This is a genomic window from Oceanobacillus sp. FSL K6-0118 (assembly GCF_038006665.1).
Lineage (GTDB): Bacteria > Bacillota > Bacilli > Bacillales > Amphibacillaceae > Oceanobacillus > Oceanobacillus caeni.
On record NZ_JBBOVR010000001.1, the window covers coordinates 679417 to 703811 of the forward strand.

Sequence of the window (24395 nt, forward strand, 5' to 3'; positions counted from 1 at the left end):
TACTCTTATTTAGTTTTCAGGATACAAATCCTAATTGAATATCAATTGTCTGGTAGCGATGGCGGAGAGGTCACACCTGTTCCCATACCGAACACAGAAGTTAAGCTCTCCAGCGCCGATGGTAGTTGGGGGTTCCCCCTGCGAGAGTAGGACGCCGCCAGGCAATATGGAAAGACAGGATATGATAGAAAAATCATATCCTGTCTTTTTGTGCGCCCGGCATGGGTGCAATCTCTAGGGTGAAAGTCCCGAGCCGTGAAGACAGAAGTAGCGGTTAGCTCAACGCAAGGGTGTCCGTGGTGACGCGGAATCTGAAGGAAGCGGGCGGCAAACTTCCGGTCTGAGGAACACAAACTTCATATAAGGCTAGGTATCATTGGATGAGTTTGCAAAACAAAACAAAGTCCTTTCTGTCGAAGGTGATACAGAGTAAATGAAGCAGATAGGTGGAAGGAAAGATTGCATCCTTACCCGGGGAGGTCTGTTAGAAATGCGCAACACATTGCGTAACCGAACATGCGAATGTTCGCTGAACTATCAGAAATCAGCAGAAGCCATAGTACTAGATACTTCTAGAATATCTAGGAAGGGCTGAATCATTTAAGGAGAATTGCCACTTTACGTACGCAACACTTAATGAAGCAGAAACATTTATTCCTTCCTAATGGAGGAAACGGTGAATCCGTGGGGGACATTAGAAGGGCTGAAAGTAGTTGCCACACAAGAAGGACGGACAATTCACGTAGGAGTTAGATACCATGTTGGAGAGAATACTATCACGGGAAAACTTAATACAAGCGCTAACACGCGTAGAAGGAAATAAAGGAAGTCACGGTGTAGATGAAATGCCCGTACAAAACCTACGAGCGCATATCTTGGAACACTGGACTACCATTCGAGGACAACTCGAAAAGGGAACCTACTATCCTCAACCCGTTCGTCGTGTCGAAATCCCGAAACCAAACGGCGGGAAGAGGAAGTTGGGGATTCCTACTGTGATGGACCGATTCCTCCAACAAGCAATTGCACAAGTCCTAACAGATATTTATGACCCAACATTCTCTCAACATAGCTATGGATTTCGTCCTAAAAGGCGAGGTCATGACGCTGTAAGAGAAGCAAGAAACTATATTAAACAAGGATATCGTTGGGTCGTCGACATGGATTTAGAGAAATTCTTTGATAAAGTTAATCACGATAGATTAATGCGTACATTGAGCCAAAGGATTAATGATTCCAGAGTGCTTAAACTAATTCGCAGATATCTACAAGCAGGTGTAATGGAGGACGGGATAGTGCGTCCAAACACAGAAGGAGCGCCGCAAGGTGGCCCATTAAGTCCACTACTTTCAAATATTGTCCTAGATGAGTTAGACAAGGAACTGGAGAAAAGAGGACTTCATTTCGTCCGCTATGCGGACGATTGTAATATCTATGTACGCTCCAAAAGAGCCGGTTTGCGAGTGATGAAAAGTATTACTAAATTCATCGAAGGAAAACTTAAATTAAAAGTAAATGAACAGAAAAGTGCAGTAGACCGTCCATGGAAACGCAAATTCCTTGGCTTTTCTTTCACTGTCCATAAGGAAAAACCGAAGATTCGGGTTTCTAAAGAAAGTGTCCAACGTTTCAAACAACGTATTAGAGAACTAACTTCTAGAAGGAAGTCTATGAACATGAAGGATAGGATTGAGAAGTTAAATCGATACCTAGTGGGCTGGCTTGGTTATTATCAACTGGCAGATACACCTTCTATATTTAAAGGTCTAGATAGCTGGATTCGAAGAAGGCTGCGAATGATACGTTGGAAGGAGTGGAAGAAAGTCAAAACAAAGTATAAGAACTTAATGAAACAAGGAATCAATAAGGGAAAAGCGTGGGAATGGGCAAACACAAGGAAAGCCTATTGGCGAATAGCCAATAGCCCAATCTTGCATAAAGCCCTTGGTGACCGATACTGGTCAAACCAAGGGCTGAAGAGTCTATATTATCGATATCAAACATTACGTTGGACTTAAATGAAACCGCCGTATACGGAACCGTACGTACGGTGGTGTGAGAGGTCGGAGGTTAGTCGCCTCCTCCTACTCGATTGCAGATAGGAAAACCACCATAGCGTCCAAGGGTATGCCACTGCTATTTATCATGAAAATGGATTTATAGCCAAAAAAGAAGTATAAACCTCAATTGTTTCTAGTTATACCAACACTACAACCGGGTCAAAAATAATTTGGCGGATCTTTTAAAAGGGATACGCTATTAGGAAACGGTCGGAAAAAGTTGGTCCATAATTATACGGCTGAACAGAATCACATCCATAAGATACTTCAAGATGTGAATATCAACTTATTTCTGTTCTTTCTTATATTTTTGGTAAGATAGGACGTAAAATCTTGGAAGCTATAATAAATAAGAAAAGAATCTAGTATATCATCTTTAAATCAACAAACGGCTAAAATTACATGAAGTAATCATTTAAGCCCTTCAAAAAATAAAATGAAGGGCTTAGCTTAGCGTTGCCTTCGTAGATTAGTATTTTTTATCCTACCTAAACGGGCAGTAAGACTCCCACCTTAAGCTTCTGGGAAAACAAAAGGTGGGTGGGAGTCTTACTGCCCGTAAAGGTTCGGTAAGTGCGAATAACCATCAGTGGGGGATGAAGGAAAGCCCCACTAACGGAAGTTTTCTTTATACAAAGATATTCACTCTGTGATATTAATTTCATAATTAGGCAGAATTAGTACTTCTACACGTCTATTTTTCTCCCTGTTTTCTGCACTTGTATTGGGAACAACAGGCTTGTTTTCGCCATATCCTTTCGCACTAAACAGGGCAGGATCTAATTTCTCATTTTCTAGGATAATTTGCATAAAATTAAGTGCTCTCGTTACACTTAGGTCCCAATTTGATGCATAGCCAGAATTATGAATTGGCACATCATCACTATGTCCACTAATTACGATTTCATGCGGTGGATCGGCAACAAGTAAATTAGAAACTTCTCTTGCCACCTTTTCTTCATCTTTCTTCACTTCAGCACTACCAGAGTCAAAGAAGACATTATTTACAATCGTAATTAATAGTCCTTCTTCCGTTAATTTGGTTCCTATATCCCCTTCAAGATGTTGCTCCTGGATATAGGTATTAATACTACCCTGAATGCCTTGCAACTTTTCAAGCTCGAGTTCACTACTTGTTTTATTTTTTTCTTTATTTTCATCATTTTCATCGTCTTCCTTTTGTGCTGTAGGTATCTCATTAGGTTGCTTATTCTGGTCTAGAATTCCAATTCCACCAGAAGAAAACTCACTTTCAAACACTTGGGAGAGTCGTTCGTATTTCTCAGCATTAATATCACTCATGGCAAAAAGTACAATAAATAATGCAACTAATAATGTCAACAAATCAGAATACGGAAGGAGCCATGATTCGCTAATGTGATTACTTTTCTTTTTCTTTCTACGCATCATGATCCTCCCGTTGATTATTTTCTTTTTTTAGTTCAGCAAGTTCCTTTGTTGCGATAAAAGCTCCTAATTTATCTCTCACCATCATCGCAGAATTTCCATTAGCAACGGATAGAATCCCCTCTACAATCAGCTCTTTTTGCCGAATTTCTTGTTTTGACTTTTCCCGTAATTTATTAGCAAACGGATGCCATAAGACATATCCAGTAAAAATTCCTAATAATGTTGCGACAAAAGCAGCAGAGATTGCATGGCCCAGCTTCTCGATATCTGTCATATCCCCTAATGCAGCAATCAATCCAATTACGGCTCCTAATACTCCCAGTGTTGGTGCATAGGTTCCTGCTTGCGTAAAAATTGCCGCACCTTCTTCATGCCTTGCTTCCATTGCATCGATTTTTTCTATCAACACTTCTTTAATATAGTCGGGAGACTGCCCATCTACAACGAGTTCAATCCCAGACTTAATAAATGGATCATCCATGTTAGTTAATTGACTTTCCAAAGACAGTAGTCCTTCTTTACGAGTTTGATCTGCCATCTCTCCAAATGTTTGGATTAATTCTTTATTGTCCGTTTGCTTATTCTCCGTAAATAGTATTTTTAAGAGCGCTGGTACCTTTTTTAAAGTGTTCAGTGGAAAGGCAATAGTAACGGCTGCTATCGTTCCTAATAGGATAATTAAAATGGCAGCTGGATTGACTAAGGCACCTAAACCAACACCTTTAAGTACCATCCCAATACCTATTGCAATTATCCCTAAAATTAAACCAATGACCGATGTTATATCCATTAGTTGTTATACCTCCTTAAAGTTTAACAATAGGTTGATTTTAATTAGCAACCTATCCCATAACTTATATATCGGTAAAAATAACAGGATAGTTGATAATAGGATTATATATTTTTCGTAAAGTCTGTTGTTAATCGGATACCGTATTCCGTCTATAACTTCTTCTGCAAAGACATTTTCAGCAATGTCCGTTCTTCTATGCAAAAATCTGTTCTATACGTTCATTCCCTAGAACATATTCTTAGTCAATTTTTCATCCTTCATTTTGAATACGCACCTTTAGATAGAAGCTACTATTAACAAAAGTTAACATTGACTTTAAATCTAGTTAATAGTTATCTGTTACATTAATAATTGTATTCACAGAGGAGAAGCATTTCATTAATCGGTAACTAGAATTCCAATTTTAAAAACAATGGGGGAATGGGAATATGAAGAAGGTTTCGTATTTATTAATATTCATTGCGATGATGCTTTTACTAGTGGCTTGTGGAGATGGTGAGGCAGCTAATTCAGACCGTGATGGCCCAATTGAAATTACATATTGGTATGCATGGGGAGATAAGATTGGGGAAAACAATGAAAATCTAGTGAAACAATTTAATGAAATGCAGGATGAAATCCATGTTACTGCGGAATTCCAAGGTAACTATGATGAGTTACAATCAAAAACACAAGCAGCGTTTGCAGCTGGTAATGCTCCTGAAGTAACACAAAATGAAATTTCTTCAATTGAAACATTTGCAAAATCCGATATGATCCAAGATTTATCAAAATTTGTGGAAGAAGATGCGGAAGAAATTAACATGGAAGATTTTAATCCTGGTTTAATGGGGAACTCTTATGTAGATGACAAGCTCTATGGCCTTCCTTATTTAAGAAGTACTCCTATTGTCTATATTAATAAGACGATGTTTGAAGAAAAAGGGATTGACCCTGAGTCTATTCAAACTTGGGAGGATTTTCAATTAGTAGCAGAAAAATTAACAGATGATGAACATGTTGGGATTTCGATGCCGGTAGATATTTGGTTCTATGAGGCATTTGTTGCTCAAGCTGGTGGAGAAATGTTCGATAAGAATGGAAAGATTGCTTTTAACGGAGAAAGTGGAGTAGAGGCTCTAAATTTTTGGAAGGAAATGGTGATAGAGGGAAGGATGCGTGTTCCAGGTGGAGAACCACAACAAGCAGCTGACATGGCAAGACAGGATTTTGCTACTGGTCGTGCGGGAATGTATTTCTCTTCTACAGCTGACTTAACTTTAATGATGCAACTAGCGGAAGAAAATGGGTATAAATTAGAAACGATTATGTTCCCTGAAAATGAAAAACGTAGTGTCCCAACTGGTGGAGCGAATTTAGTTATGACTTCTGGATTGGATGAGAAAAAACAACAAGCTGCATGGGAGTTCATTAAATTTATGACTGCTCCAGAACAGACCGCTTATGCAAGTAGCTACACTGGATATTTGCCAAGCAGACTTTCTTCTGTGGAATCTGATACGATGCAAGAGCTCTATGAGGAAAAACCGCAATTTAAAGTTGCGGTAGACCAATTACAATATGGAAATGCCCGCCCAATGATTGAAGGATATCCTGAAGTACAAAAAATTCTTATAGAAGAAATTCAACGTTTAATGCTTGATACAAGCCTAGATGCACAGGATGTGTTAGATCAAGCCGCTGAGCGTTCAGCAAGTTTGATTAAATAAATGGTTTCACATAGGAACGGGCGTTTTGTGTCACGTTCCTATGTATCAATTTAACGTTAAGGGGTTATAACATGGCTAAAATCCAATTAAAAAATGTATCGAAAGTATATGGGAATAACAAAGTAATGGATGACATGAATTTGGAAATTCAAGATGGATCGTTTACTGTTTTGGTTGGTCCTTCAGGATGTGGGAAATCTACGACACTACGACTTATCGCTGGTTTGGAGGAAGTTACTTCTGGTGAAATTTGGATTGGCAATCATTTAGTGAATGAAGTGGCGCCTGGGAAAAGAGGAATTTCCATGGTTTTTCAAAACTATGCATTATACCCAACGATGACGGTGCAAGGGAACATCGAATTTGGCCTGGAAAATATGAAAATACCAAAAGCAGAGCGGAAAAAGATGGTAGATGAAATCGTGGAGATTGTGGACCTTACCGAGTATTTAGATAAAAAGCCACAAAACTTGTCTGGTGGACAGCGTCAACGTGTAGCATTAGCTCGAGCAATGGTAAAAAAGCCAAATGTCTTTATTTTTGATGAACCATTATCTAATTTAGATGCGAAATTACGGGGGCAAATGCGGACGGAGTTAATCCAATTACACAAACGCTTAGGAACTACTTTTATTTATGTGACTCATGATCAAGTGGAAGCAATGTCGATGGGAGATGAGATTGTTATTTTAAATAAAGGTCACATTATGCAGCAGGCAGCACCGATGGAAGTGTATCATAATCCGGCAAACCAATTTGTAGCGCAATTTATCGGTACACCAGCAATGAATGTTATATCAATCGCAATGTTAGAAGGAAAACTTGGAAAGATAATCGATGAGCGAATTTTTTACATTGGTTTTAGGCCGGAACATGTGGAAATACAAACAGCAGAGGAAACGACTTCCGGAATACATCTACCTTGTGAATTGTTGACAATAGAAACACTGGGATCTGAAACATTGTATTTGGTGAATAGCGATGCAGGGCAGTTTCAAGTAAAAAGCTTTAACAACCCATTAATGAATACAGAAAAAATTCATGTCACCATTCCATTTGATAAATTGTATTACTTTGACACACAGGGTAATCGGGTTTATGTGGATGAACTTCCTTTTGAAAGTATGGGTAAAGAGGTTAGGGGAGAGGTGCTCATATGAAAGTAGCGAAGTGGCGCCCATACCTTTTAATCACGCCCGCAATCATCGTTTTTTTAGTATTTTTCATTCAACCGATTTTTTACATGATTTATTTAAGCTTTCATGATTGGAATTTCATTAGTCCTGATAAAACATTTGTTGGCCTTGAAAATTTCAAAGCATTGCTATCGGATCCGATGTTTTTGCAAGTAATTCGCAATACGTTGATGTACACCTTTTTCACGGTGTTGTTTTCAATTAGTATTGCGCTCCTTATGTCTATTTGGTTAAACAGGCGAGGCTGGATGTACAGCTTTGTTCAAGGTGCGGTTTTCAGTCCACATATTATTTCCCTTGTATCGATTGCGATGCTGTGGATGTGGATTATGGATGCGGACTATGGTTTACTAAACTGGATTTTAAGTTTGGTTGGGATGGATAAAGTGCCATGGCTAACGGATCCAAATACAGCTTTAGCTTCACTTATTATTATCGCGGTGTGGAAAAATATTGGGTACTATACTTTAATTATTATTGCAGGATTACAAAGTATTCCAAAACATTTATATGAAGCGGCTGCCTTGGATCAAACTAGTAGCTTTCGACGATTTACGAAAATTACGTTTCCCATGTTATCGCCAAGCATATTTTTCCTAACAATTATTGGTATTTTGGACTCCATTAAGGTGTTTGAAACGATCAGCATTATTACAAAGGGTGGACCGCTTAACTCAACGAATACCCTTGTGTACTACATATATGAAAATGGTTTTATCTTCTTTAAAATTGGCTATGCTTCTGCAGCTGGTGTGATATTATTAGTCATTCTAAGCATTGTTACATTGATTTATTTTAAAGTTCTAGGTAAAAGAGTTCATTATCAATAGAAGGGAATGTATACGTTGAAAACATCCTTACCTATAAAAATATTGAATGTGATTGGTTTGATTGTGGTCGTTATTATCTTCGCTATGCCGTTTATCTGGATGATTTCCACAAGTTTAAAAACATTAGGAGAAACGATGATTTTTCCACCAAAATGGCTTCCAGATGAACTTATATGGGAAAACTTCATGGAAGCATGGAATTCCGGGCCATTTCTGCAATATTTTATAAATAGTGTCATTGTTTCGGTTGGTATTTTAATGTTGCAATTTATTACGGTAATTCCTGCTGCATATGCATTTGCAAGGTATGAATTTCGCTGCAAAAATATCTTGTTTGGGTTAGTTATGGTGACTATGATGATTCCTGCTCAACTTATTTTCTTGCCTGTGTTTTTAAATTTAAGTGAATGGCGGCTTCTTGATACCTTATGGGGATTAATCTTGCCATTTGCGACAAGTGCATTCGGGATTTTCATGTTGCGCCAAACGTTTAAGCAAGTTCCGGAAGAATTATTAGAAGCGGCACGTTTGGACAATTCATCGGAGTTTAAAATAATGATGAAAATGATGGTGCCAATGGCCAAACCAACATTAATTACATTGGGGCTATTCAATTTTATTACACACTGGAACGATTATTTCTGGCCACTTGTTATGACAACAACGGAAAGGGCACGTACCCTTCCTGTTGGAATTGCGCAGCTGCGCCAAGTGGATGGTGGTGTCGCGTGGAATATTTTAATGGCCGGTAACGTTATTCTAGTTATCCCGATTTTGATTACTTTTTTCTTTGCACAACGTCAAATTATTCGGGCATTTACGTATACAGGGGTTAAGTGAATAAGGGAAGTGGGCTTTGAGAAGAGGCTCACTTTTTTCTAAATAACTTTGTAGTCGCTAAGATCTAATCTTTTCTAAAAAACCAAGGCACCGAGTAGGGGCCTTGGTTTATCTTAGACATATAAAGTTTTCCTAATTATTTTTTCCCGGTTTGGTGTGGTGCCAATACCTAGAGGATTCAATTGAAAATGATTCATGTTTGAACCGATTATTTCCGCAAGTCCCCTTAGTTCTGAGTTCCCTATATGAATAGATTGAATGGATATTTCTTTATCATCTATTTCCAATAAGCGGATACTTTGATCATCTAGTACAGCACTTGTTTGAACAAAGGTCCAGTTATCTATCGTTTCAATCGAATCTTTGTGATTATGGCCATTTATATAAATTCCGTTCCCTTTCTTTTTACGTAAAATATTAATAATGGGTACTTCAGGTACGATTGATAGGTATGGATAATTCGAATTTGCTGTTGTGTCGTAAACCGGATGGTGGGCCAAGATAACTACAAGTTTTTCCTCACTTTGTACAAGTTCATCTTCCAACCATTCTAACTGCTCGTCGCTTAAGTAACCGCTATGGTCTTCATGATTGTGATCACGGGCCGTTTCTAAGGAGATAAGGTTTACTTGATCGGTCTCAATCGAAATATTTTGTTTCATATTGGAAATGTTTAATGCCTCTACTCTTGGAATACCGTATAAATCATGATTGCCAAAAGTGTGAATAAATGGTTTATCGTATTTTCGAATGATTTCATAGACTTCATGCCATTCGTCATCTTTTCCAAAGTTGGTTAAATCACCGAGGGAAACATAGTAATCTGCTTTAATTTCAAAAAAGGATTGAAGAAATTTAGCATAAAATTCATCTCTAGCTTCTTTTACCTCCTTATCTTTATGAATCATAGATGGGTAATGTAAATCTCCAAAAATAGCAATTCTCAAAATTATCCTCTCCTTATTTTTTGTTATCTTCATTATAGCGGTGGAATATTAACGGAAAGTGGATAATGTGTTAAGATTGGTTAAAGTTAATAGAAATTGGTATCATCAGTTTGATTCTAAAAACTTTATTGACAGAACAGTAAGCAATATGGTATATTATATTGGTCCTATTTGATTAGGGTTGTGTATGAGTAACCTCATAAGCACATGGTATCTTTTAGGGCATGCATACCATAAAATTTTCTCATATCGCGGGGTGGAGCAGTCTGGTAGCTCGTCGGGCTCATAACCCGAAGGTCATAGGTTCAAATCCTATCCCCGCAACCAAAATATTCCAATTAACTTCGTAAGCTAATTAGGAATCAGTAAATAAAGTATGATTAAACGACTCATCTTTATGAATATTCTCTTGTAGCGGAAATTTACTATAAAGGAAATGACCGCCATTTTTAAATAAGATTACTTTTAAATACACATGATTTAATCATAAAATCATGTGTTTTTTAGTATTCAAAATAAATAATTAAGCTATTTTTATATACACTGAAAAACATAATAAATCGGTATTAAAATTCCTTACTTTGTCACATTAATTTTTTCTTTTCTTATTCTTTTTGCTATCATTAGGGTAGTTTGAATAAAATAATTTATGCTCTTGAGATAGGCTAAAGTTATAAAAAGTAGGTGAATAAGTGAGTAAACACCAAATGGTTTCGAATAGTGCGGAAGAAACTAAATTAATAGGAGAAAGATTGGCTTCTTTACTTGAAGCAGGCGATGTTTTAACACTTGAAGGTGACCTAGGGGCTGGAAAGACAACATTCACCAAAGGAATTGCAAAAGGCTTAGGGGTAAAACGCACAGTCAATAGCCCAACTTTTACCATTGTGAAGGAATATGAGGGTAGGCTACCATTGTATCACATGGATGTGTATCGATTAGAAGATTCCGATGAGGATATTGGATTTGACGAATATTTCAATGGTAATGGCGTGTCTGTTGTTGAATGGGCTCAATTTATCGAGGAATATTTACCGACAAATCGACTTGATATAAGAATAAAATATAATGGGGATTCGAGGATTTTAGAGTTTTTGTCGAATAGTTCCCATTTTGAATCTATCATTAATGAATTGATGAGTTAGGAGTTACAATATATGAACGTTCTTGCAATTGATACGTCTAATCAAGCAATGGGTGTTGCTCTATTAAAAGATGATGAGATAATTGGAGAAATGGTTACGAATATAGCAAAGAATCACTCCGTTCGCCTAATGCCTGCAATTGAGAAATTGATGAAGGAAGTTTCACTAACACCAGATCAATTAGATAAAATTGTCGTAGCAAAAGGTCCAGGTTCTTATACTGGAGTTCGTATCGGGCTTTCCATAGCTAAATCAATGGCTTGGGCTTTGGGAATTCCTGTAGTAGGTGTCTCAAGTTTGGAAGTACTTGCATATCAAGGACGATTTTTTGATGGATATGTATTCCCATTTTTTGATGCTAGGCGGGGGTTGGTTTATACGGGTATTTATCAATCCCAAGGTTCTAGGTTGAAAATAGTATATGAAGAAAAGAATTTACCAATGGAAGATGCTTTATTGAAATTAAAAGATGATCATAAAAAGGTATTATGTTTGAGTCCTGATATAATCAAACATAAGGATAGTATTCATCGTGTTTTAGGAGATTTAGCGATTATTCCGGAAGGGCCTTTTCATATAGCGAATCCAGGATTCTTAGGTTTAGCTGGGTTATATAAAGAAGCGGATCAGACACATACATTAACACCAAACTATTTAAGATTGGCAGAAGCTGAGGCCAAATGGCTACAAGCGCAAAAGGAAAATAAGTAAAAATGGCAGAATTGGTTATTCGAGAAATGATATTTGCTGATGTGGAGCAGGTAATGGAAGTGGAAAAAGCATCCTTTACGACACCATGGACAACAGATATCTTTTATAAGGAATTAATAGATAATGAACATGCGTATTACTATGTTATGGAGATAGATAAGAAAATTGTCGGGTTTGTAGGAATGTGGATTGTGATAGACGATGCACAAATTACAAATCTTGCTATTCTACCGGAGTATAGAGGTAAAAAACTAGGTGAAAAACTATTCAAATTTGTCATGCAATGGCTTCAAAGTGTCCAGGTGAAGAGACTTTCTCTTGAAGTACGTGTGTCCAATATAGCTGCACAAAAGTTATACCGTAAGTTTGGCTTAGTACCCGGTGGGATTCGGAAAAATTATTATACGGATAGCGGAGAAGATGCTATTGTCATGTGGGTGAATATAGTATGAGTAAAGACACAATTATATTAGGAATTGAGACAAGTTGTGATGAAACAGCCGTTGCCATTGTGAAAAATGGGACGGAGATTATTTCTAACGTTGTTTCTTCTCAAATTGAAAGTCATAAGAGATTTGGAGGAGTTGTACCTGAAATTGCCTCCAGGCACCATGTAGAACAAATGACACTAGTGTTAGAACAAGCATTTGATGAAGGACAGATTACTTGGAATGAAATTGATGCAATTGCTGTTACAGAAGGTCCAGGGCTAGTAGGGGCTTTGTTAGTAGGGGTAAATTCAGCTAAGGCTTTGGCTTTTGCAAAACAAAAACCTTTAGTTGGTGTGCATCACATAGCTGGTCATATATACGCAAATCGTTTGGAACAGGAGTTTGATTTCCCTCTATTAGCATTAATTGTTTCTGGTGGACATACAGAGCTTGTCATTATGAAAGAGCATGGACAATATGAAGTTATTGGAGAAACTCGTGACGATGCTGCTGGTGAAGCTTATGATAAAGTAGCGCGTATGCTAGGACTTCCCTATCCAGGTGGTCCACACATTGATCGATTAGCACATGAAGGAAAAGAGACAATTGATTTTCCACGTGCTTGGTTGGAAGATGGAAGTTATGATTTTAGTTTTAGTGGATTGAAATCAGCAGTTATTAACAAAATCCACAATGCCAAACAACGTGGTGAAATGTTAAAAGACGAAGATATCGCTGCTAGTTTTCAGGCAAGTGTAGTAGAAGTACTTACCAAGAAGACGTTAAGAGCAGCAAAGGAATACAAGGTAAAACAGGTAATTGTTGCAGGAGGCGTTGCAGCAAATAAAGGGTTAAGAACAGCTTTGGCGAATGCTTTTTCCGAAACGGATATCCCTTTATATGTTCCTCCATTATCGTTATGTACGGATAATGCAGCAATGATTGCAGCAGCTGGAACGATTAATTACTGGAATGGAAAACGCGCAGGTCTCGATTTAAACGCTAATGCTTCCTTGTTATTAAAATAAAACGAGTTATCAACAATATTGTGGAAAAGTTGTGTAAAACTTAGTATAAAAGCACTTTGTGTGTGAATAACCTTTGTGGGTAACATCGGTTGATTTTGTGGATAATGTGTATAAACATGTTCACAATTAGATATTACAGGGAATTTTGAGATTTCCTCTTGTGGATAAGTGAATTGTCATCCTTTGAAAGGTAGTTATCCACAAACGTAATGGGAGTGAAATCTTTTTACTGTCATTTTCGTCTAGTAACTTGTACTATAATTCGATTTAGATTAGAAATTTGGTGATTGTTAAATGAATAAGAAACAATCTTATTATATGCAGACAGATTTAATTATGTTATTTATCCTATTTGTCTGTGTTAGTTTATTAGCAATTTATAATGCACAACAACTTGAACAGTATGGTGGAGAAAATTTTGTTCTTAAACAAGTTGTTTGGTTTACAATCGGTGCATTAATAGTAGCAGCAGTACAGTATTTTGATTTAGAACAGATTTATAAAGCAAGTCTATATATTTATATTGGTGGAGTTGCTATTCTGGCTTTATTATTAATAAGTCCAGATTCCATAGCTAAGCCTGTAAATGGAGCAAAAGCTTGGTTCACGCTACCAGGGCTATCTTTACAACCCGGAGAATTCGTGAAAATCACGACGATTTTATATCTTGCACGAGTCACTAGTCATCATAAAGAAAAATATGAAGCTAGTAATTTAAAAACGGATTTTATGTTACTGTTAAAGTTAATTGTCGTTACCGCTATTCCTGTTTTTTTGATTATGGAGCAACCAGACTTCGGGACAGCAATGGTGTACTTGTTCATATTAGGTATGATGATTATCCTTTCCGGTATTAGTTGGAAAATTATTTTGAGTTTAATTGGCGCAGGAGCTGCAGCCGGCGGGTCATTGCTCTGGTTTATTATAAAATTCCCGGATATTGCACAAGAAGTGATAGGAATTCAACAATATCAAGTAAACCGTATTCTTACCTGGTTTGATCCTACGCAAACGAGTAGTGATGCAAATTGGCATTTTGATCGTGCTCATATGGCCTTGGGTTCAGGACAGTTAATGGGTAAAGGACTGAATGGTATAGAAGTTTATTATTCCGAAGCGCAGACGGACTTTATTTTTTCTGTGATAGGGGAAAGCTTTGGATTTATTGGTAGTGCACTTGTTATTTTCCTATACTTTATTCTTTTGTATAAGTTGGTTACGTTAGGTTTAAATATAAACAAGCATTCTTCATTTGGTTCTTATTACAGCTTTGGAATCCTTAGTTTAATTCTCATTCATGTCTTTCAAAATATTGGAATGACATTAGGGATTATGCCGATTACCGGTATTCCATTGTTGTTAATAAGTTATGGAGGAAGTTCGGTTTTATCCACAATGATAGGACTGTCTGTGATCTATCGAATATCTGTGGAACAAACGATTCAAAATGATTATTTGTTCAAATAAGCAAAGGCGGAAGCGCCCGTTTCTTAAGACAAGATCTAAATAAGCTAAATTTATATATTTTCTTACTTAATAAAAATAGTGTTGGAGCTAAATAAAAAGACGGTGGTATCTTTATTACATACCACCGTCTTTTTATATTTCTTCTTGTAATGTCGTCCATTCTTCCATATATTCTTCAACGTTATTTTTTAATGCTATCATTTTTTCGTTTAATTCAAAGGATTTTTCGTGGTCTTGGAAGATTTCTGGTTCCGCCATTTTTTCCTCTATTTCGGATATTTTTAGTTCTAATGAGTCGATGAGTTCCTCTAATTCTGTAATTCTTCTTTGTTTTTTTCGCAATAAACTTTGCTGCTGCTTATCTAATTTAAAATTCCGCTTTTTATCTTCTGTGTTCTGAATCGGTTGTTTTTCCTGTTCTAATCGCTTGTGTTCAGCTTCTTCAGCTTTCTTTTCTAAATAGTAGTCGTAATCACCAAGATAGACAGAAATCCCGTCACGGTTCATTTCAGCAACTTGATCCGTTATTTTATTAATAAAATAGCGGTCATGCGAAACAAAAATAATGGTTCCCGGAAAATCAGTTAACGCAGCTTCTAGAACTTCTTTGCTGTCGATATCTAAGTGGTTAGTTGGTTCATCAAGAATAAGGAGATTAGCTTTTTGCATCATAAGCTTAGCAAGGGCGAGGCGTGCTTTTTCTCCTCCACTTAATGCTTGTACTGGTTTTAACACATCGTCCCCACTAAATAAGAAGTTTCCTAGAACCGTTCGGATGTCTTTTTCATTAATCGTTGGGTATTCATCCCACAGCTCATTTAAAACGGTTTTGGTTGAGGACAATTCCGCTTGTTCCTGATCATAGTACCCAATTTGTACGCCTGTTCCGATTTGGATATCACCAGAGGATTTTTTTAATTTGCCTAAAATGATTTTGAGCAAAGTTGTTTTACCAACCCCATTTGGACCAACAACTGCAATTCTCTCCCCGCGATTGACATCCAAATTAATATTGGAAAATAAATTCTCATTTTCTCCGTCATAACGAAAAGCGAGATTTTTAATTTTAAGTACATCATTCCCACTTCTTTTTGTGATTTGGAAGGAAAAAGAAGCTGATGATTCATCACCAAGAGGTCTGTCTATTCGTTCCATCTTTTCAAGTTGTTTTCTTCTACTTTGGGCCCGTTTCGTTGTGGATGCTCGTACAATATTTCGCTGGATAAAATCCTCCATTTTTTTGATTTCAGTTTGTTGCTTTTCAAATGCTTTTAAAGCTTGCTCATATTCCTGGCTTTTTTGATCCAGATATTTACTATAGGAACCATAATATTTCTTCGTTTTATGTCGAGAAATTTCATAAACAATGGAGACGGTTTTATCCAAGAAATAGCGGTCATGGGATACAATGACTACGGCTCCGGGATAACTATTTAAATAAACTTCTAGCCATGAAAGAGTGTCAATATCTAAATGGTTGGTTGGCTCATCTAGTATAAGTAATTGTGGTTTTAAGAGTAGTAATTTACCTAATGCTAGCCTTGTCTTTTGACCACCACTTAGATCGGTGATTAGTGTATCATAGTCATAATCTTGGAAGTTTAATCCGTTTAATACGGCTTTAATGTCAGATTCATATGTGTATCCACCGTTTGTTTGAAAATCAACTTGTAACCGATCATATTCTTTCAATAAATTGTTATAAGCTTCACTAGTAAAATCTGTTACTTGTTCCATCTTCTTTTCTACTAATCTTAACTGTTTTTCCTGTTCTAATAATGGGTTAAAAACTTCAAGCATTTCATCCCATATGGTTTTTCCAGATTCTAAAGCCATATGCTGGGAAAGATAGCCAATCGTTACATCTTTAGGTTTAATTAACTCACCTTCATCATAGGAAAGTTCGCCAGCCATTATTTTCAATAGCGTCGACTTTCCAGCACCATTTCTTCCGACAATGGCGATACGTTCCTTATCTTTAATTTCTATTTTAATATTGGACAGAATTTCTTCTGCACCAAAGGATTTCGATAGTCCATTCAGTTGCATCAGTATCATTGTGATTTCACCTCAATATCTTTCATTCTACCTTACCTACAAATATAGAAGCAACATAATTAATTTGTGAAAAACATCACGACTTTTTGTTGTAATTCTGCTAAAATGAAAGAGACTATAGAATAGATGATTATGAATTGAAGAGAGGAAAAGCAATGGATCAAAACAAAATACCACAAGCTACTGCAAAACGCCTGCCATTGTATTATCGTTTTCTAAATAATTTGAATCAGCAGGGAAAAAGACGCGTCTCCTCAAAAGAACTGAGTGAAGCGGTAAAGGTTGATTCTGCAACAATCCGTAGAGACTTTTCTTACTTTGGAGCTCTAGGTAAAAAAGGTTATGGATATAACGTAGAATACTTGTTGGGCTTTTTTCGAAGTACATTAGATCAACATGAAGTAACAGAAGTAGCATTGATAGGTGCGGGTAACTTAGGTACAGCGTTTTTAAAATATAGTTTCTTGAAAAATAATAATATACGTATTACAAAGGCATTTGATGCAGATTCATCGAAGGTTGGAAAAGATATTGACGGTGTACCTATCTTTCATGTAAGCGATTTAGAGGAAGAGTTAGAAAATATTCGTGTTGTAATTTTGACAGTACCCGCTTCAGAAGCCGAGGAAATTGCGGAGAAATTAGTTAATCTAGGTGTGAATGGAATTTTAAATTTCACTCCTGCAAGAATCACGGTTCCAAGTCATGTTCGTGTTCATCATATTGATTTAGCGGTTGAATTACAATCACTTGTATATTTCTTAAAACATTATCCATTAGAGAAAGAGTAGAAGGAGTAGCGGATTCGCTACTCCTTCTTTATTATCCTAGAAAAATCATTTGCAATTGGTCAAGCTGCCGTTGAATTTCCTCGGGTGTTAAGGAATATTGGGCAATGACGGTCGTTGTATTTAAAGCAGCATGAACAATGATTGGTGTTAAAATTCGCTTTGTTTTTACATATAAATAGGCAAACACAAACCCCATGGATGAATAGATAAGTATATGTTGAAACTCTCCATGAATTACTCCGAAAATAAAAGCAGAAAGAAGCGCTGAGATAAAAAAGTTCAGCCTTTTGTATAAACTTCCAAAAATAATTTTTCTAAAAATAACTTCTTCTAGAATTGGAGCAATAATGGCAGGTATAATCATAAACAAGGGAATGGTTCTAGAAATATCCATAATATTCTGTGTATTGCTAGACCCTGTTGAAATACCTAAAACTTTCATTTCAATTAACGATGCAAGCACTTGTACAAAATATGCCAAGAAATAACCGATGACCGACCACAAAATGATATTACTAGTTGTGGAAGCTTCCCGGTGAAGTGGCATTTTCATATCTGTTTTAAGAAGCAAGAGTGTAATAAGTAATGCTAAACAGAAACTGATAATACTCCAATAAATCACTATTTCCGTATAGGAATTCGGAAAGTAATTTAGGGCAATTAGTGCAGCGGGGAAGCTTGATAATTGTGTAATAATATACGTCAAAATGATATACCAATATCTTTTAGGCAATATAAAACGACTCCTTTTAATTAAGTATAGCGATGGTGTTAGTATAAGTATATGAACGACCTTTAATAGGTATAATGAGAAAGTTCATTTTTATAGAGAAAAATTTACATGTTTCTTCACATAGTTGTTATTTTAACATAGGTATTTTGTTTACTATAGTAAGAGGTGCTTCTGTTTATAAAAATATATAATTTTTTAATGAACAATGCTTGCATTTTTTTTAGGAATTCATTATTATATTAATTGTGATTAGCACTCGTTAATGGTGAGTGCTAATAAATAAATGTAAAATAAAAAATGGAATAGTCAAGGAGGCTAATGTACATGATTAAACCACTAGGAGATCGTGTTATTATCGAGCTTGTTGAACAAGAAGAAAAAACTGCAAGCGGTATCGTACTTCCAGACTCAGCGAAAGAAAAACCGCAAGAAGGTAAAGTTGTAGCGGTTGGTACTGGTCGTGTTTTAGATAACGGTGAAAGAGTAGCTCTTGAAGTAGCTGAAGGTAACCAAATTATCTTCTCTAAATTTGCTGGTACAGAAGTGAAATACGAAGGTGCTGAATACTTAATTTTACGCGAAAGTGATATCTTAGCTATCGTCGAATAAGTTAAGATTTTATAAAAAATACTTAGATCAATTTAAGGAGGATGTTTCATGGCTAAAGAAATTAAGTTTAATGAAGACGGACGTCGCGCAATGCTACGTGGTGTAGACACATTAGCTAATGCTGTAAAAGTAACTTTAGGGCCAAAAGGTCGTAACGTTGTTCTTGATAAAAAATTCGGTTCACCTCTAATTACAAATGATGGTGTTACAATTGCTAAAGAAATCGAATTAGAAGATGCATTCGAAAACATGGGTGCTCAGCTAGTATCTGAAGTAGCATCTAAAACAAATGATGTTGCTGGTGACGGTACAACAACTGCAACCGTTCTAGCACAAGCAATGATTCGTGAAGGTCTTAAAAACGTAACTTCTGGTGCAAACCCAGTAGGAATTCGTCGTGGTATTGAAAAAGCAGTAGCAACTGCTGTAGAAGAATTACACAATATTTCTTCTTCTGTTAATAGCAAAGAAGAGATTGCACAAGTTGCGGCTATTTCTTCAGCTGATGATGAAGTAGGTCAATTAATTGCAGAAGCGATGGAACGTGTTGGTAACGATGGAGTTATCACCATCGAAGAATCTAAAGGTTTCTCTACTGAATTAGATGTTGTAGAAGGTATGCAATTTGACCGTGGATATGCTTCTCCATACATGGTTACAGACCAAGATAAAATGGAAGCTGTTCTAGAAGATCCATACATCTTAATTACAGATAAGAAAATCTCTAACATTCAAGAAGTTTTACCAGTGTTAGAACAAGTAGTTCAACAAGGTAAACCATTACTTATGATTGCTGAAGATGTTGAAGGGGAAGCTCTTGCTACATTAGTAGTAAACAAACTTCGCGGAACATTTAATGCTGTAGCTGTTAAAGCTCCAGGATTTGGTGACCGTCGTAAAGCAATGCTAGAAGACATCGCTATCTTAACTGGTGGGGAAGTAATTACAGAAGATCTTGGTTTAGATCTTAAGAGCGCTGGCATTGAACAATTAGGACGTGCTGCTAAAGTTGTTGTTTCTAAAGAAAATACAACAATCGTAGAAGGTTCTGGTAACCCAGAAGCTATCTCTGGCCGTGTTGCTCAAATCCGTGCGCAAGCAGAAGAAACTACTTCTGAATTTGATAAAGAAAAATTACAAGAGCGTCTTGCTAAACTTTCTGGCGGTGTAGCAGTAGTTAAAGTTGGTGCTGCAACGGAAACAGAATTGAAAGAACGTAAACTACGTATTGAAGATGCATTAAACTCTACTCGTGCTGCAGTAGAAGAAGGTATTGTAGCTGGTGGTGGTACTGCATTCCTTAACATCTACAATAAAGTTGCTGAATTAAACCTTGAAGGTGACGAAGCTACTGGTGTAAGCATTGTACTTCGTGCGATTGAAGAACCTGTACGTCAAATCGCTGAAAACGCTGGTTTAGAAGGATCTGTTGTTGTAGAACGTCTAAAAGGCGAAAAACTTGGTATTGGATTCAATGCTGCAACAAACGAATGGGTTAACATGGTTGAAGCTGGTATCGTAGACCCTGCTAAAGTTACTCGTTCAGCACTACAAAACGCTGCATCTGTAGCTGCAATGTTCTTAACTACTGAAGCGGTAGTAGCGGACATTCCAGAAGAAAACGCTGGCGGCGGAATGCCTGATATGGGCGGAATGGGTGGAATGGGCGGCATGATGTAATAACCGCCCGAATCCCTTGATATTAAAGGGTTTGAGGGTTGGTTAGTGGCGAAATGCTAACTTTTTGCTAACTTCCGTAATTTTGATACGCCATGCAATAAAATTTTTAGAGAAGACCTTTCGTTAGTTCACTGAACTTTTGAGAGGTCTTTTCTTCTATATTTTTGGTCATATGTGCGTAGATATTCATCGTTGTATTAATATCTGAATGTCCTAACCGTTCTTGGATTTCTTTTATACCTGCACCAGCTTCAATAAGTAGAGAAGTGTGCGTGTGTCTAAATCCATGAGGGGTAATGTGTTTATCTGTATTCATAAGCTTCATAAGACGTTGTAACCGGATTGCAACCATCTTCATTACTCTTGGATAACCTGTATTCTCTGCAAAGATGAAATTCTGATCTTTATATACCATTCTATTTTTCATTTTTAGTTCCATTTGTTCTTTGCGGTGTATTCTAAATAGGTTTACTAAGTCTTTATCAATCATAATTGTACGAATGGACTTGTCTGTCTTAGGAGTTAGCAATTGAAATCCATCTTTTTTATTATTCGGGTTGTAATAAGTTTTGGAAATACGAATTGTATATTCATTAAAATTCAAATCTGACCACTTCAAGGCTAATAATTCACCTAATCGCAAACCCGTATATGCTAATGTTGTAAACATTAAATAATCCATACTTAGCCCGTGCTTTTTTGCTAAAGTAAGAAATTCCTTTAGTTCATGTAACTCAAGAAATTTTTCCTGTATATTTTCTTGTTCAATTTCTTCTACTGTAACTTGCTTTTTGGGCATGATAAAAGCAGAAGAAGGGCTACTATGGAGCAAATCTTTTCGAATCGCATATTTAAAAATCATATTTGCTGTACTATGGATACTTTCAATATAATTTCTGCTGAATTTCCTGCTAAGCTTATCAAGTTCCGTTTGATACATATGTTTTGTAATTCTCTTGATAGCCGTAGCTCCCCAAATATCCAACAGATGTTTAATTGCGTATTTTCTAGCTCTGACACTGCTAATCTTAACCTGTGATGCATAATGTTCAAACCATTCATCAGTCAGCTCTCTAAACGTGATATTCGATTCGAATAAACGTGTACCATTAGCAATTTCATTTTCCACTTTATTCGCAGCAAGTTGAGCTTCTTTTTTAGTTTTAAACCCTGATTTGGTAATCTGTCTACGTTTTCCATTGGAATCTCTTGCAATATTAACAATATAAGCCCATTTGGAGCCACGTTTATGAATGTAAGCCATCCCTTTTCACCTCCTTTCATTAAGACATATTAGTCAAAAATGACATCCAACATGGTTTTTATTTTTTCTATATCCTCTTCTGTTAGAACTCTATCTTTATAAAGTACCTTGTGCTCATTCTGATTTATTAGGTGATCTAAGTCAAAAAGTTTTCTTTTTAATTCTTCATCAGAATATTCCACGTAATACTCATGCCCAGATTTGTTTATTTTCTTTTCCACTTTCTTTACATTTAGGGAGATTTCTGTATATATGCTCTCTTTTCTTTTCGTCCCGTAATTGTTATAACTTAACTCTTTTTGTCTTCTGATGAAATTGTACCAATCCAAGAAGTTAGATACATTTAGTATTTTTCCAATATCTTCACTATTTTTTACTAAATAAGGTGAATCTTCTCTTAACGTTGCTTCTAAAGAAATGTAAGTTTCTTCTTTAATTTGTAATAAATTAGCCATCTCCTTTTGGTTAATGGCATTAAAAATTCGAAGATACTTTAAATAATGACCTGCATGTGCATTGGATTCTAGAAAAGATCTAAAGTGATTGTCTAATTCTTCTAGAGTCAGACCATGATAATTAATTTGTCGTCTTTCATAAAGGAATTTATCGAATTTGGAATGCACCGTAGAATTGACTTTCTTTTCATACTCATTCTCAATTTTCTTGTCGTGTTCGATCATGTCATTTATCTTTTCTTCATTCGGAACTTTCTTTATTAGTTGTTCTAGGGTAATAAAGTTATCCTTATCGGGGTTCAAATATCCAGCTATTCTCATCATGTGATAATAGTCAGTTGATAAACCATGAGCTAATTTTTTAATTAATTCTGGTGTAGGAGTGTCCCTTTTTCCATTTTCAATCTGTGAGATATAAGAAGATGAAACAGAAGATTTTTCACTTAATTCATTAATAGTCATTTTTTTCGACTTTCTTATACGTTTAAGTTCTTCTCCAAAAAATTTATTTTTAATTTTTTGTTCCATGTTTTTTTTTAGTTTTAGTTCATGTTCTAGAAAATCATTTTTAGTCATTTGTTTTACCTCTTTTATGAATTTATAAATTAATAATAACATAGCTTACAAAAAGTTTGCAAATGTGAATTTTTATGTAAATTTAATTTGCATTGAATTTGATATTGTTGTAAAATACAGTTGTTTACAATTATATTCACAAATGTGAAAAAATATAAAAAGGAGTAGATACAAATGATACATCTAGAAATCGATGAAGAACAATTGAAGGATCTTTATCTTGAAAAAGTGGAAGAAAAGCTGGAAGAGTTAGAAGCTGACGTATTCTTTATGAATTCAAAACAACTATCCGCTTATTTAAACATGTCCTGGAATACGATTGTCGAACATTTATTGTACGATGAAGAGTTTCCAAGTATTCGTTTAGGGTCAAAATGGTTATTTAATCGTAAAGAAGTAGAAAAGTATATGGATAAATATTACGTGGCAGTTAGAAATAATGGTGGAGACATTATACGTTACAAAAGAAAGGGTTGATCCTATGAAAATATTAATCAGATTAATTCCATCAAAATGTAAGCACTTGCAGAAGGGATTATAGAAGGAGATTAGTAGATTGGCGAAATATGAGAAAAATAGAAGGTTTTACTGGCTGCAATTAAAAGAGGACTTTTTTGAAGAAGATGCGATTGATTGGTTAGAGGAGCAACCAAATGGCAAAGAGTATTCCTTATTCTATTTAAAATTATGTTTAAAATCTCTTCGAACTAATGGAATACTAATTAGGAAAGTTGGTCAAATGCTCATTCCTTATGATCATAATAAATTAGCTGAACTTACAAAAACTAATCCAGACACAGTTCTTGTTGCTATGAAATTATTAACTAAGATTGGCTTAGTGGAAATATTAGAAAACGGTGAAATATACATGAAGCAGGTAGAAGAAATGATAGGTTCACAAAGTATTGGTGCATTTAAGAAACAGCAACAAAGAATGGCACAAAAACAACGGCAACAAGAACATAAACTATTGGGTGGACAAAGGGAGGACATTTGTCCACCAGATATAGAGAAAGATATAGAGATAGAAAAAAAGATAGATATAAATATAGAACAAGAACATATTAATCATTTAATTCAATTTTGTAATGAAAATGGATTTGGAGTAGAAAATAACCGATTAAAAAAACAATTGTTATTGTGGTTAGATATTTTTCCATTTAAGGAATCGGATAAGATCATTCTAAAAGCATTAAATATAGCATGTGAAAGAGATATTCGAAAACTAAAGTATGTAGAAGGAATTCTACGTAATTGGGAAAAAGAGTCGCTTTTAACACTTAAAGAAATAGAAATTAATGAAAATAAGTCTTTCAAGTCAAAGGAACATGAAGAAATAGTTGCTGATGATGGTTATAATTACGGTTATTAGGAGGTATTAAGGAATGGAGTTTGCTAAAAAGTATATAGCAAGTCCCGAACAAAAAACAATTAAAATATTCACTTGTGAAGGTTGTAAGCAATCAGTAGAACAGAAGGAACTTACTATCCCTATTGGACCTATGAAAGGGGAAAGGGTTATTGCTAATTATGGTTGCAAGTGTGAAGATTTGGAACTAGCAGAACAAGCTTTACAAGCTTCTTTTCTACAAAAACAAAGGAAATTAAAATTAAACCTTAATTATTCATAAAAAATCCTTGAGCGCCTAAAAATGCATATCT

23 protein-coding genes, 1 tRNA gene and 1 rRNA gene are annotated in these 24395 nt (G+C 35.9%); 18 read left to right on the forward strand and 7 right to left on the reverse strand.

All coding sequences use genetic code 11. The features are described 5' to 3' along the window. Nucleotides 1-48: 48 nt before the first annotated feature. Nucleotides 49-163: ribosomal RNA gene (gene rrf / locus MHI02_RS03580) — 5S ribosomal RNA — on the forward strand. Nucleotides 164-758: 595 nt separating this feature from the next. Further along, nucleotides 759-2018, forward strand: a complete 1260-nt coding sequence (gene ltrA, locus MHI02_RS03585) for a group II intron reverse transcriptase/maturase (RefSeq protein WP_047183676.1) — start codon at nt 759-761, stop codon at nt 2016-2018. A 684-nt stretch (nt 2019-2702) separates the two neighbouring features. Here the strand turns inward: ltrA and motB are convergent. Together motB and motA are read right to left on the reverse strand one after the other, a co-directional pair. Further along, nucleotides 2703-3470: a flagellar motor protein MotB gene (gene motB, locus MHI02_RS03590; protein WP_341165638.1), complete on the reverse strand. Its 768-nt coding sequence runs from the start codon at nt 3468-3470 to the stop codon at nt 2703-2705. After that, nucleotides 3460-4260 (reverse strand): flagellar motor stator protein MotA, encoded by an 801-nt coding sequence (motA, locus tag MHI02_RS03595; protein ID WP_060668716.1) that lies wholly within the window; start codon nt 4258-4260, stop codon nt 3460-3462. Before motA ends, motB begins: the two co-directional genes overlap by 11 nt. Before the next feature lie 431 nt (nt 4261-4691). On the opposite strand from motA, the gene MHI02_RS03600 reads away from it, so the two are divergent. From MHI02_RS03600 to MHI02_RS03615, 4 genes are all read left to right on the forward strand, one after another. Next, a complete protein-coding gene (locus MHI02_RS03600; RefSeq protein WP_060668715.1) occupies nt 4692-5972 on the forward strand; it encodes an ABC transporter substrate-binding protein in 1281 nt (426 codons plus the stop codon). Nucleotides 5973-6043: 71 nt separating this feature from the next. Beyond that, complete coding sequence (locus MHI02_RS03605) at nt 6044-7132, forward strand: ABC transporter ATP-binding protein (RefSeq protein ID WP_047185560.1); 1089 nt, start codon at nt 6044-6046, stop codon at nt 7130-7132. Continuing rightward, nucleotides 7129-7998: a carbohydrate ABC transporter permease gene (locus MHI02_RS03610; protein WP_047185559.1), complete on the forward strand. Its 870-nt coding sequence runs from the start codon at nt 7129-7131 to the stop codon at nt 7996-7998. The genes MHI02_RS03605 and MHI02_RS03610 overlap by 4 nt, the downstream gene beginning before the upstream one ends. 6 nt (nt 7999-8004) lie before the next feature. Continuing rightward, nucleotides 8005-8838 (forward strand): carbohydrate ABC transporter permease, encoded by an 834-nt coding sequence (locus MHI02_RS03615; RefSeq protein ID WP_060668714.1) that lies wholly within the window; start codon nt 8005-8007, stop codon nt 8836-8838. Nucleotides 8839-8951: 113 nt separating this feature from the next. Here the strand turns inward: MHI02_RS03615 and MHI02_RS03620 are convergent, their stop codons facing one another. Further along, nucleotides 8952-9785, reverse strand: coding sequence for a metallophosphoesterase family protein (locus MHI02_RS03620; protein ID WP_052771736.1), 834 nt, complete (start codon nt 9783-9785; stop codon nt 8952-8954). Nucleotides 9786-10035: 250 nt separating this feature from the next. Here MHI02_RS03620 and MHI02_RS03625 point away from each other — a divergent pair. The 6 genes from MHI02_RS03625 (at nt 10036) to MHI02_RS03650 (ending at nt 14567) form a co-directional block, all read left to right on the forward strand. Continuing rightward, nucleotides 10036-10112, forward strand: a tRNA-Met gene (locus MHI02_RS03625). 365 nt (nt 10113-10477) lie between these two features. Then, nucleotides 10478-10930: a tRNA (adenosine(37)-N6)-threonylcarbamoyltransferase complex ATPase subunit type 1 TsaE gene (gene tsaE / locus MHI02_RS03630; RefSeq protein WP_186301056.1), complete on the forward strand. Its 453-nt coding sequence runs from the start codon at nt 10478-10480 to the stop codon at nt 10928-10930. A 12-nt stretch (nt 10931-10942) separates the two neighbouring features. After that, nucleotides 10943-11641 (forward strand): tRNA (adenosine(37)-N6)-threonylcarbamoyltransferase complex dimerization subunit type 1 TsaB, encoded by a 699-nt coding sequence (gene tsaB / locus MHI02_RS03635; protein WP_060668713.1) that lies wholly within the window; start codon nt 10943-10945, stop codon nt 11639-11641. Between the two features lie 2 nt (nt 11642-11643). Continuing rightward, the gene (gene rimI, locus MHI02_RS03640) at nt 11644-12093 is read left to right on the forward strand and encodes a ribosomal protein S18-alanine N-acetyltransferase (RefSeq protein ID WP_047185555.1); all 450 of its coding nucleotides are present in this window, start codon (nt 11644-11646) and stop codon (nt 12091-12093) included. Beyond that, complete coding sequence (gene tsaD, locus MHI02_RS03645) at nt 12090-13100, forward strand: tRNA (adenosine(37)-N6)-threonylcarbamoyltransferase complex transferase subunit TsaD (RefSeq protein ID WP_060668712.1); 1011 nt, start codon at nt 12090-12092, stop codon at nt 13098-13100. The genes rimI and tsaD overlap by 4 nt, the downstream gene beginning before the upstream one ends. Nucleotides 13101-13394: 294 nt before the next feature. Beyond that, nucleotides 13395-14567 (forward strand): FtsW/RodA/SpoVE family cell cycle protein, encoded by a 1173-nt coding sequence (locus MHI02_RS03650; RefSeq protein ID WP_060668711.1) that lies wholly within the window; start codon nt 13395-13397, stop codon nt 14565-14567. A 132-nt stretch (nt 14568-14699) separates the two neighbouring features. Here MHI02_RS03650 and MHI02_RS03655 read toward each other — a convergent pair whose 3' ends face one another. Next, on the reverse strand, nt 14700-16625 hold the full coding sequence (locus MHI02_RS03655; RefSeq protein ID WP_145524115.1) for an ABC-F family ATP-binding cassette domain-containing protein: 1926 nt from the start codon (nt 16623-16625) through the stop codon (nt 14700-14702). Between the two features lie 155 nt (nt 16626-16780). Between MHI02_RS03655 and MHI02_RS03660 the strand changes: the two genes are divergently transcribed. Beyond that, nucleotides 16781-17416, forward strand: a complete 636-nt coding sequence (locus MHI02_RS03660) for a redox-sensing transcriptional repressor Rex (protein ID WP_047185551.1) — start codon at nt 16781-16783, stop codon at nt 17414-17416. A 31-nt stretch (nt 17417-17447) separates the two neighbouring features. On the opposite strand, the gene MHI02_RS03665 is transcribed toward MHI02_RS03660, so the two are convergent. Further along, nucleotides 17448-18149: a CPBP family intramembrane glutamic endopeptidase gene (locus tag MHI02_RS03665; RefSeq protein ID WP_060668709.1), complete on the reverse strand. Its 702-nt coding sequence runs from the start codon at nt 18147-18149 to the stop codon at nt 17448-17450. 324 nt (nt 18150-18473) lie between these two features. Between MHI02_RS03665 and groES the strand changes: the two genes are divergently transcribed. Beyond that, complete coding sequence (groES, locus tag MHI02_RS03670; protein WP_341165639.1) at nt 18474-18758, forward strand: co-chaperone GroES; 285 nt, start codon at nt 18474-18476, stop codon at nt 18756-18758. 48 nt (nt 18759-18806) lie between these two features. Then, a complete protein-coding gene (groL, locus tag MHI02_RS03675) occupies nt 18807-20438 on the forward strand; it encodes a chaperonin GroEL (protein WP_341165640.1) in 1632 nt (543 codons plus the stop codon). Nucleotides 20439-20544: 106 nt separating this feature from the next. Here the strand turns inward: groL and MHI02_RS03680 are convergent, their stop codons facing one another. Both MHI02_RS03680 and MHI02_RS03685 read right to left on the reverse strand, forming a co-directional pair. After that, nucleotides 20545-21702, reverse strand: coding sequence for a site-specific integrase (locus MHI02_RS03680; RefSeq protein WP_341165641.1), 1158 nt, complete (start codon nt 21700-21702; stop codon nt 20545-20547). Between the two features lie 29 nt (nt 21703-21731). Next, a complete protein-coding gene (locus MHI02_RS03685) occupies nt 21732-22733 on the reverse strand; it encodes a helix-turn-helix domain-containing protein (RefSeq protein ID WP_216884072.1) in 1002 nt (333 codons plus the stop codon). A gap of 174 nt (nt 22734-22907) precedes the next feature. Here MHI02_RS03685 and MHI02_RS03690 point away from each other — a divergent pair, with 174 nt between their 5' ends. The 3 genes from MHI02_RS03690 (at nt 22908) to MHI02_RS03700 (ending at nt 24364) form a co-directional block, all read left to right on the forward strand. Next, nucleotides 22908-23210, forward strand: a complete 303-nt coding sequence (locus MHI02_RS03690) for a helix-turn-helix domain-containing protein (protein WP_057994667.1) — start codon at nt 22908-22910, stop codon at nt 23208-23210. Between the two features lie 79 nt (nt 23211-23289). Continuing rightward, nucleotides 23290-24105, forward strand: a complete 816-nt coding sequence (locus MHI02_RS03695) for a phage replisome organizer N-terminal domain-containing protein (RefSeq protein ID WP_216884071.1) — start codon at nt 23290-23292, stop codon at nt 24103-24105. A gap of 13 nt (nt 24106-24118) precedes the next feature. Beyond that, nucleotides 24119-24364 (forward strand): hypothetical protein, encoded by a 246-nt coding sequence (locus MHI02_RS03700; protein WP_341165642.1) that lies wholly within the window; start codon nt 24119-24121, stop codon nt 24362-24364. Nucleotides 24365-24395: the final 31 nt, after the last annotated feature.

Bases quoted from the DNA above. Each gene is read 5' to 3' on its own strand.
- MHI02_RS03605 (WP_047185560.1), top strand. From the start codon at position 6,044: ATGGCTAAAATCCAATTAAAAAATGTATCGAAAGTATATGGGAATAAC.
- groL (WP_341165640.1), top strand. From the start codon at position 18,807: ATGGCTAAAGAAATTAAGTTTAATGAAGACGGACGTCGCGCAATGCTA.
- MHI02_RS03680 (WP_341165641.1), bottom strand. From the start codon at position 21,702: ATGGCTTACATTCATAAACGTGGCTCCAAATGGGCTTATATTGTTAAT.
- MHI02_RS03615 (WP_060668714.1), top strand. From the start codon at position 8,005: ATGTATACGTTGAAAACATCCTTACCTATAAAAATATTGAATGTGATT.
- MHI02_RS03690 (WP_057994667.1), top strand. From the start codon at position 22,908: ATGATACATCTAGAAATCGATGAAGAACAATTGAAGGATCTTTATCTT.
- tsaD (WP_060668712.1), top strand. From the start codon at position 12,090: ATGAGTAAAGACACAATTATATTAGGAATTGAGACAAGTTGTGATGAA.
- MHI02_RS03685 (WP_216884072.1), bottom strand. From the start codon at position 22,733: ATGACTAAAAATGATTTTCTAGAACATGAACTAAAACTAAAAAAAAAC.
- MHI02_RS03660 (WP_047185551.1), top strand. From the start codon at position 16,781: ATGGATCAAAACAAAATACCACAAGCTACTGCAAAACGCCTGCCATTG.
- MHI02_RS03600 (WP_060668715.1), top strand. From the start codon at position 4,692: ATGAAGAAGGTTTCGTATTTATTAATATTCATTGCGATGATGCTTTTA.
- MHI02_RS03610 (WP_047185559.1), top strand. From the start codon at position 7,129: ATGAAAGTAGCGAAGTGGCGCCCATACCTTTTAATCACGCCCGCAATC.
- MHI02_RS03655 (WP_145524115.1), bottom strand. From the start codon at position 16,625: ATGATACTGATGCAACTGAATGGACTATCGAAATCCTTTGGTGCAGAA.
- tsaB (WP_060668713.1), top strand. From the start codon at position 10,943: ATGAACGTTCTTGCAATTGATACGTCTAATCAAGCAATGGGTGTTGCT.
- rimI (WP_047185555.1), top strand. From the start codon at position 11,644: ATGGCAGAATTGGTTATTCGAGAAATGATATTTGCTGATGTGGAGCAG.
- motB (WP_341165638.1), bottom strand. From the start codon at position 3,470: ATGATGCGTAGAAAGAAAAAGAAAAGTAATCACATTAGCGAATCATGG.
- motA (WP_060668716.1), bottom strand. From the start codon at position 4,260: ATGGATATAACATCGGTCATTGGTTTAATTTTAGGGATAATTGCAATA.
- groES (WP_341165639.1), top strand. From the start codon at position 18,474: ATGATTAAACCACTAGGAGATCGTGTTATTATCGAGCTTGTTGAACAA.
- MHI02_RS03650 (WP_060668711.1), top strand. From the start codon at position 13,395: ATGAATAAGAAACAATCTTATTATATGCAGACAGATTTAATTATGTTA.
- MHI02_RS03700 (WP_341165642.1), top strand. From the start codon at position 24,119: ATGGAGTTTGCTAAAAAGTATATAGCAAGTCCCGAACAAAAAACAATT.
- ltrA (WP_047183676.1), top strand. From the start codon at position 759: ATGTTGGAGAGAATACTATCACGGGAAAACTTAATACAAGCGCTAACA.